Source organism: Gelidibacter sp. (assembly GCF_039916245.1).
Classification (GTDB): domain Bacteria; phylum Bacteroidota; class Bacteroidia; order Flavobacteriales; family Flavobacteriaceae; genus Gelidibacter.
On record NZ_JBDSLS010000287.1, the window covers coordinates 1 to 7484 of the forward strand.

5 protein-coding genes and 1 pseudogene are annotated in these 7484 nt (G+C 35.9%); 5 read left to right on the forward strand and 1 reads right to left on the reverse strand.

Annotation, left to right across the window (positions count from 1 at the left end):
• Positions 1-230: pseudogene (locus ABIQ28_RS14625) on the forward strand (hypothetical protein); the annotation flags it as partial.
• Between the two features lie 562 nt (positions 231-792).
• On the opposite strand, the gene ABIQ28_RS14630 reads toward ABIQ28_RS14625, so the two are convergent.
• Positions 793-1698 carry a WYL domain-containing protein gene (locus ABIQ28_RS14630; RefSeq protein WP_348038595.1) on the reverse strand — a complete coding sequence of 302 codons (906 nt, stop codon included), beginning with the start codon at positions 1696-1698 and terminating at the stop codon, positions 793-795.
• Between the two features lie 151 nt (positions 1699-1849).
• Between ABIQ28_RS14630 and ABIQ28_RS14635 the strand changes: the two genes are divergently transcribed.
• The 4 genes from ABIQ28_RS14635 to ABIQ28_RS14650 form a co-directional block, all read left to right on the forward strand.
• Positions 1850-2932 (forward strand): hypothetical protein, encoded by a 1083-nt coding sequence (locus ABIQ28_RS14635; RefSeq protein ID WP_348038597.1) that lies wholly within the window; start codon positions 1850-1852, stop codon positions 2930-2932.
• Positions 2933-2989: 57 nt separating this feature from the next.
• Complete coding sequence (locus tag ABIQ28_RS14640) at positions 2990-3619, forward strand: hypothetical protein (RefSeq protein ID WP_348038599.1); 630 nt, start codon at positions 2990-2992, stop codon at positions 3617-3619.
• A 333-nt stretch (positions 3620-3952) separates the two neighbouring features.
• The gene (locus ABIQ28_RS14645; protein WP_348038601.1) at positions 3953-6433 is read left to right on the forward strand and encodes a type I restriction-modification system subunit M; all 2481 of its coding nucleotides are present in this window, start codon (positions 3953-3955) and stop codon (positions 6431-6433) included.
• A partial coding sequence (locus ABIQ28_RS14650; RefSeq protein ID WP_348038603.1) for a restriction endonuclease subunit S occupies positions 6427-7484 on the forward strand: 1058 nt, incomplete at its 3' end. The genes ABIQ28_RS14645 and ABIQ28_RS14650, both read left to right, overlap by 7 nt.

A 7484-nucleotide genomic window follows, 5' to 3' on the forward strand; every position in this document is an offset into this window, starting at 1 on the left:
TGGATTTTAATTTTGAGACTATGGAGTATCAGCTGCACATGGCTGATCCGCAAATGCTACCCAAAGACTTTGCGGACACTACCTTGAGTATGACGCCTAGAAGTTTCCCTACGGGATTGGGGATCCAAATCGCGGTATTAGGGATTCGCTATTATCAGGAGGTTGATGGGAAGATGTATTTGTTGCATGCGCAGAATGGGGTGGGGATTGCCGTGGTGGGTGTTGTTTAGGAGGTAGAGGGAGAGGGGGGTGAAATTTACGATATACGATTTTGGATTTACGATATTCGATTTTAGATATACGATTTTAGATATACGATTTTGAATTTACGATATACGATTTTAGATTTACGATGTGTGATTGTTGATTTTTGATTTTTGATTTTTGATTGATGACTGCTAATTACAAAAGTTGATGACTATTTTTGACAATGAAAATTTACGATATACGATTTTGGATTTACGATGTGTGATTGTTGATTGTTGATTTTTGATTGATGACTGCTAATTACAAAAGTTGATGATTATTTTTGACAATGAAAATTTACGATATACGATTTTGGATTTACGATGTGTGATTGTTGATTTTTGATTGATGACTGCTAATTACAAAAGTTGATGACTATTTTTGACAATGAAAATTTACGATATACGATTTTGGATTTACGATATACGATTTTGGATTTACGATTTGTGATTGTTGATTTTTGATTTTTGATTGATGATTGATGACTGCTAATTCAGACTAAAGAACAGAATGGTCATAGATTTTTTCAGAAAATCACAATCCGTATTAGTTATACAGCGCATACATTTCACTAATATGCTTTTTTACTTTATCTCTAAACCATTCTGGTTTTATGACCTCTACCATGTTGCCCAGTTTTAAAATTTGCATTTCAAATTCGTAATTAGGTTTCAGTTTATAAGTAGCTGTTCCCCAGTCGTTGGAGCCATCGATACAGATTTGAGATTTATGAATAGGTAAACTGCGCAAGTATTTGATCTGGTTGTTGTGTGCTCTCAGCTCAATATTTTCTAGTGTGGTTTCTGTATAATTTAAGCCTACCACGTCGTCATATTGCTTTAACTGCTCTTGGAAATTTTCGAGTATTAGTGCATTCTTGTTTTCTATTTTAAGATCAGATAGTCTATCAATACCAAAATTTCGGATGTCGTTTTCTCCATCAGCCACTGCAATTAAATACCAGCGATTTGCATATTCCTTAAGGCATAGTGGAGAAACGGTGTATTCCTTTTTTGTTTCCCCGTAATAATTTTCCGTTAGGAATGTGAGCTTATAATTTATAGAAACCGCATGAATCAATTTCTCGAAATGTTGTACGCCATCAAATCCAGAACTATCTTCAGGAAGTATCCATTTTTGAAATGATTTATAATCTTTAATGCCGCTTTCGTACACCTCGGCCATTGCGGCAAATTTGGCAAACTTGAAAAACTGATTCAAGGCCTCTTCGTTCTCTTGGATACTATAGCCAAGTGTAGTATAGTTATACTTGATTGCAATACCAAAGTCCGACTCTAAAATACTCTTATCACGTTCAAATGTACGTTCGGAAACATCTACATCATAATCATTGCCCAAACGTTCTAAGAGATTTTTATTAGTGATGTCTGGATAGGACTTAATCAGCTGTGCAATACAATTTAATCGCTTGAGAACTTTATAATTGGCCATAGTTGATATTTATTTCAAAAATAGAAGAACAGAAGAATAAAACAAGCTGTTCACATTAATTTTAAAGCTGTTTTTTTAGTACGACATCATTTGGCGAAGTCAGTTCCTTTATTTGTATAACATTAGGAAAAACTAAATTTTAAATACTATTATGAAAAATGATTACTTACTCCAAAAAGAATTTACCAAGTGGTTACAGTTACAAATCGAGACCCTAAGTTTGACGCCTCATTTTTACAGTTCTCAAATAAGTAAACTTTATAAAATCAATTTGTTTGGTTATGGTAGTAGATGTATATGGGATGCCTTAGAAAATGAAATTAGTTGTAATAATTATGGTGGCATTGAAGAAATAATTTTGGAGGTACTAGATAAAATGGAGCAATTAGCATTTCAAAACGACTTAAACGTAACTATTATAGAGTTGGAAGGATTGCGGATTGGGTTGTTAAAATACAGGATGTTTCTTCATCATTATATAGCTGTTCGCAATTCAAATTATAAAAGTAGAAAGCGTACTTCCCATTATTTATCTGAATCAAAACAAGTGCGATTACAAGCATTATTTAATAGCGGCACAAGCTACTCCATACCGATCTATCATGATGTTTATACTTATAATGAACCTCAAATTGACACTTTTTGGAAACAGCTTTTAACAGTGTTTGCACTTAAAAAAGTCGAATCCACAGAAGACCATTTGATATTGAATTATGCTTTAGAAACTTTAATCGTAAAAAGGTGCGATGATAAGAATTTAGAAGTTGTGGACGGAGGAAACTCTTTAATCCTGATTTCCATTTTGAGGCATGTGCTTGCAGAAATTTCAGATAGTAAGAATATATCTGAAATTAAAACTAGAAATCCTTCTCAATTGCTCACATTCCAAACGGGATTAAATGATCAAAAAATGTTTGAGGTAATGGTGAATAATGGCATCATTGTGAATGCGACGACGGCCAACACCATAAGTAAGGGCACCTCTTATCAATTGGAAGAACTTGGTCTAAATGAAGGATATCATTTTTTGCAAACTGCGTTTCGTTTTGTGCAATTTATAGAGATGTCAAAAAATCCACAATCCGACTATTATATTGAAGATTTAGATGTTTTTATAGCCAATGTTTTTGAAACCATGAGCATAAATTGCAAACAGCTAAATTTTGAGCATAGCGACAAAACCTATTTAAATCAGAATATTATTTTATTGGAAAATATTATGGAGTGGTTGTAATAGAATTTAAAAGAATTTAAATTATTAGAGAAAATGAAGATAACAAAAACCAATACTATGAATACCAACATTTATTATCTAGTAGAATCCAAATATTGGCGCAGAGAAGTTCCGAATATTCATGATGAAATCTCAATTGGAATACCAACTTATACGGATATAGTAGAAACGAAAACGAGATTTAAAAACACCAGTCCGATTTTGGCTAGAGCGAATGCTTTTAAACATTATTTCAGCATTTTGGATGTGTTATACGATGGGTTAGGGAAGGAGCAAAGCACCGATGCGCAAGCACGAATCGATTTACAAACTTACCTCGATTCTGGTAATGCCATAGAACTTGGGAATGCGGCCAAATTTAAATCCTCTCCTGACTTTGACAAAGGGATTGAAATATATGTGGTTATCGAAAATCTGTCGCAAAAATCTGTAGAGAAATTCTTAATTCACGGCATCCGTTATCTGGAGTATCCAGATCGGTTAGATCCGGGGATACAGGAATCTCTTCAAGGTCTGATTAAGGAATACAGCTACTATACAGAAAAAGGATTGGCGTTAGAGGAGCATGTAGAAGATTTAAATTTGGAAACTGTTGGAGGTGAAAAGGTTTCTATAATTAAAACGTCTTTTAACTGGCAAAAGCTATTATTGGACTATGAGGGGTTTGATTTGTGTGAGGTGTGGTAGGTTATTTTGCATGAATAATTAAAAGGGATTGAAGTTAAAGTGAAGCGTGAAAAACATGTAACTCACTTGGGAAGACTCCGAAGTGTCATTTTTTAATTGCCTTTCAACCTTATGTTCGAATTCTTATAATTAATTCCGATATTGGCAACAACATCATGAAATCAAGGAGGAACAATATACTTCTTCCTTGGCTTCTTGTTTCATTTTTTGCCAAATTTCAGGTTGTATTGATGTCGTATAGGTCTGAGAATTAGTAGATAAGAGATGAGGGGAGTATAGTGATGCAATTTAAAAGTAAAGATTAGATACCGTTATAGGTTACAAAACACATTTATGGCAATAAAGAAAACAGAATTATACCGCTCACTTTGGGCAAGTTGTGATGAATTACGTGGCGGCATGGACGCCTCTCAATACAAAGATTACGTACTCACGATGTTATTTGTGAAGTACATTTCAGATAAAGCAAAACAAGACCAAGACTTCGCCATCGAAATTCCAGAAGGTGCTTCTTTTGATGATATGGTCAACTTGATTGGAAATACCGAGATTGGAGATAAAATCAACAAAGAAATTCTAAATCCGATCAAAGAAGCCAATGGACTGAATGATTTTCCTGATTTTAATGATGAAAACAAATTAGGAAAAGGAAAAGATTTGGTAGATACCGTCTCAAACTTGGTACGTATTTTTAATGATGACGCTTTAGATTTCTCTAAAAACTCAGCTGAAGGCGATGATATTTTAGGTGATGCCTACGAATATTTAATGCGTCATTTTGCTACAGAATCTGGAAAATCAAAAGGACAATTTTATACTCCGGCTGAAGTTTCTCGCATTTTGGCCAAAGTCATCGGCATTACGTTTAACAATGCCACAACGCAAACTACAGCTTATGACCCAACATGCGGTTCAGGATCGTTGTTGTTGAAAGTAGCCAACGAAGCCGGAAAGTCTATTACCCTCTACGGACAAGAAAAAGAAACTACCACCGCCAACTTAGCACACATGAACATGATTTTGCATGGTGCAGAAACAGCAGAAATAGTAGCGGATAATACTTTGACACGTCCTGCTTACAAAGAACAGGATGGCAGTCTGAAGCGTTTTGATTATGTAGTTGCCAATCCGCCGTTTTCATTGAAGAGTTGGAGCAACGGCGTGAATACCGAAAGTGACGAATACAATCGTTTTGAATTGGGTGTGCCGCCTGAGAAAAATGGCGATTATGCCTTTTTACTGCATATTCTACAATCCATGAAGAAAACAGGAAAAGCAGCCGTGGTATTACCACATGGTGTTTTGTTTCGTGGAAATGCAGAAGGCGAAATACGTAAAAACGTCTTAAAGAAAGGGTACATCAAAGGGATAATTGGGTTGCCAGCCAACTTGTTTTATGGTACGGGTATTCCTGCCTGTATTATTGTGTTGGACAAAGAAAATGCCGAACATCGCAAAGGCATCTTTATGATGGATGCCAGCAAAGGCTTTTTAAAAGATGGCAATAAAAACCGTTTGCGTGAACAAGATTTACGAAAGATTACGGATGTGTTTACCGATATGCAAGAAGTATCTAAGTACAGCCGCATGGTACCGATGAGTGAAATTGCAGATGCCAAAAACGACTATAACTTAAATATTCCTCGGTATATCGATACTCAGGAAACCGAAGATGTCCAAGACTTATTGGCGCATTTGCAAGGTGGGATTCCAGTGCGTGATTTGGAAGCGATGCAAACCTATTGGAATGTCTATCCAAATCTTAAAAATGATTTATTCTCTCCTTTGCGTGAGGGCTATATGCAGTTGAATGTAGAATTGGGTGCCATCAAAAACACCATTTTTAAACATCATGAATTTAAAGCATTTAATGCCATTTTAGACGTCACTTATCATTCATGGTTGGGGAAACAAATGCAGGTTTGGGAACACATGGCAGAACATTTGAACGGCAAAGAACTCATTGCCGAAATGAGCGAAAGTCTTTTGCAAGCTTTTGAAAACAATAGTTTTGTAGAAGCTTATGATTTGTACCAGTACCTGATGAGTTATTGGCAAGACGTGATGCAAGACGATGTGTACTCCATTTCTTTGGATGGTTGGAAAGCTGGAAATGAATGGCAGCGAACCGTGATCAAAGGAAAGAAAGGCAAAGACGGCAAACCCGGAAAAGATAAGGAAGTTGCAGGATTGGCTGGTATAGTAGGCCGGATGATCTCACCTGAATTAATTAGCGAAGTGTATTTCAAATCTATTTTAAATAAGATAGAAGAAGCGCAGCAAACAACCGAAAGTAGTCAATCTCTTTTGATAGAAATTGAAGAAGAGCAAAGTGGTGACGAGGGATTATTTGCCGATTTAGATAAAGTAAATGCCACCGAAGTTGGTAAGTTATACAAGCTAAAACAGAAGGAAGAACTAGCGATGGCTGCCGAGCCTAGCGCTTCATATGGCAATAAGGAATCACTAAGCGAAATGGAAATTTTGAAGAACTATATGGATGCCACCGATGACATCAAGAAATCGAATGCAACGATAAAAGCATTACAAGCGAAGTTAGAAAAAGAAGTCATTGCCAAATACGCAAAACTGAGCGAAGCCGATATCAAAGACTTGGTATTGAACCACAAATGGGAAGCCCATTTATTATCCACTTTACACCAAGAACAAGATAAAATCTCACAAGGCTTGACCCAGCACATTCATGCCTTGGCAGAACGCTATGCGACGACTTTACCGGAATTGGAAGCTGAACTTGCTAAAGCCTCAGAAAAAGTATCGTCTCATCTTCAAAAAATGGGATTGGTATGGTAACGGAGAATAAAATGAATTGGAGCGAAGCGGGAATCCATTCCACCAAAGAAAACAATAAAGTTAAAGGAATGAAGCAAACGGAGATTGGTTTGATTCCGGAGGATTGGAAAGTTGTTGAAATACATGAAATTTTAAAATTCGGAAGTGGAAGAGATTATAAACATTTATCAAGTGGCGAAATTCCTGTATATGGAACGGGAGGTTTTATGACTTCTGTGAATGAATTTTTATATGATGGTGAATCAGTTGGAATTGGAAGAAAAGGTACAATTGATAAACCAGTTTTTTTAAAAGGGAAGTTTTGGACAGTTGATACTTTATTTTTTACTCATTCATTTATTAACACTTTTCCCAGATTTGTTTTTTATCAATTTAATAGAATTCCATGGAAAGAATATAATGAAGCATCGGGTGTTCCGAGTTTAAATAAAAATACTTTAGAGCAAATCCGAATCGGTCTTCCTCCCCTCGCCGAGCAAGAAGCCATTGCAGCGGCATTAAGTGATTGCGATGCTTGGATTGTTAGTATCGAACAGGTTTTAGCCAAAAAACGCCTTATCAAACAAGGTGTGATGCAGGAGTTGTTGACGCCGAAGGAAGATTGGGAGGTGAAGAAGTTGGGGGATATTTTACAATTTGGTAGTGGTAGAGATTACAAACATTTAAAGTCTGGTGAAATTCCTGTTTATGGAACAGGAGGAGTAATGACTTATGTGAATGAATATTTGTATGATGTAGAATCAGTTGGTATTGGTCGTAAAGGAACAATCGATAAGCCTGTCTTTTTAAAGGGAAAATTCTGGACTGTTGATACTCTGTTTTTTACGCATTCATTTAATGGCGTAATTCCAAAATATATTTATTATCAATTTTTACTGATAGCATGGAAAGAATATAATGAAGCATCAGGTGTTCCAAGTTTGAATAAAAACACATTAGAACAAATTGAAATAAAACTTCCATCCTTTTCCGAGCAAACCCGTATCGCCACCATCTTATCGGATATGGATTTAGAAATTGAAGCCTTAGAGCAAAAACTCAACAAAGCCCG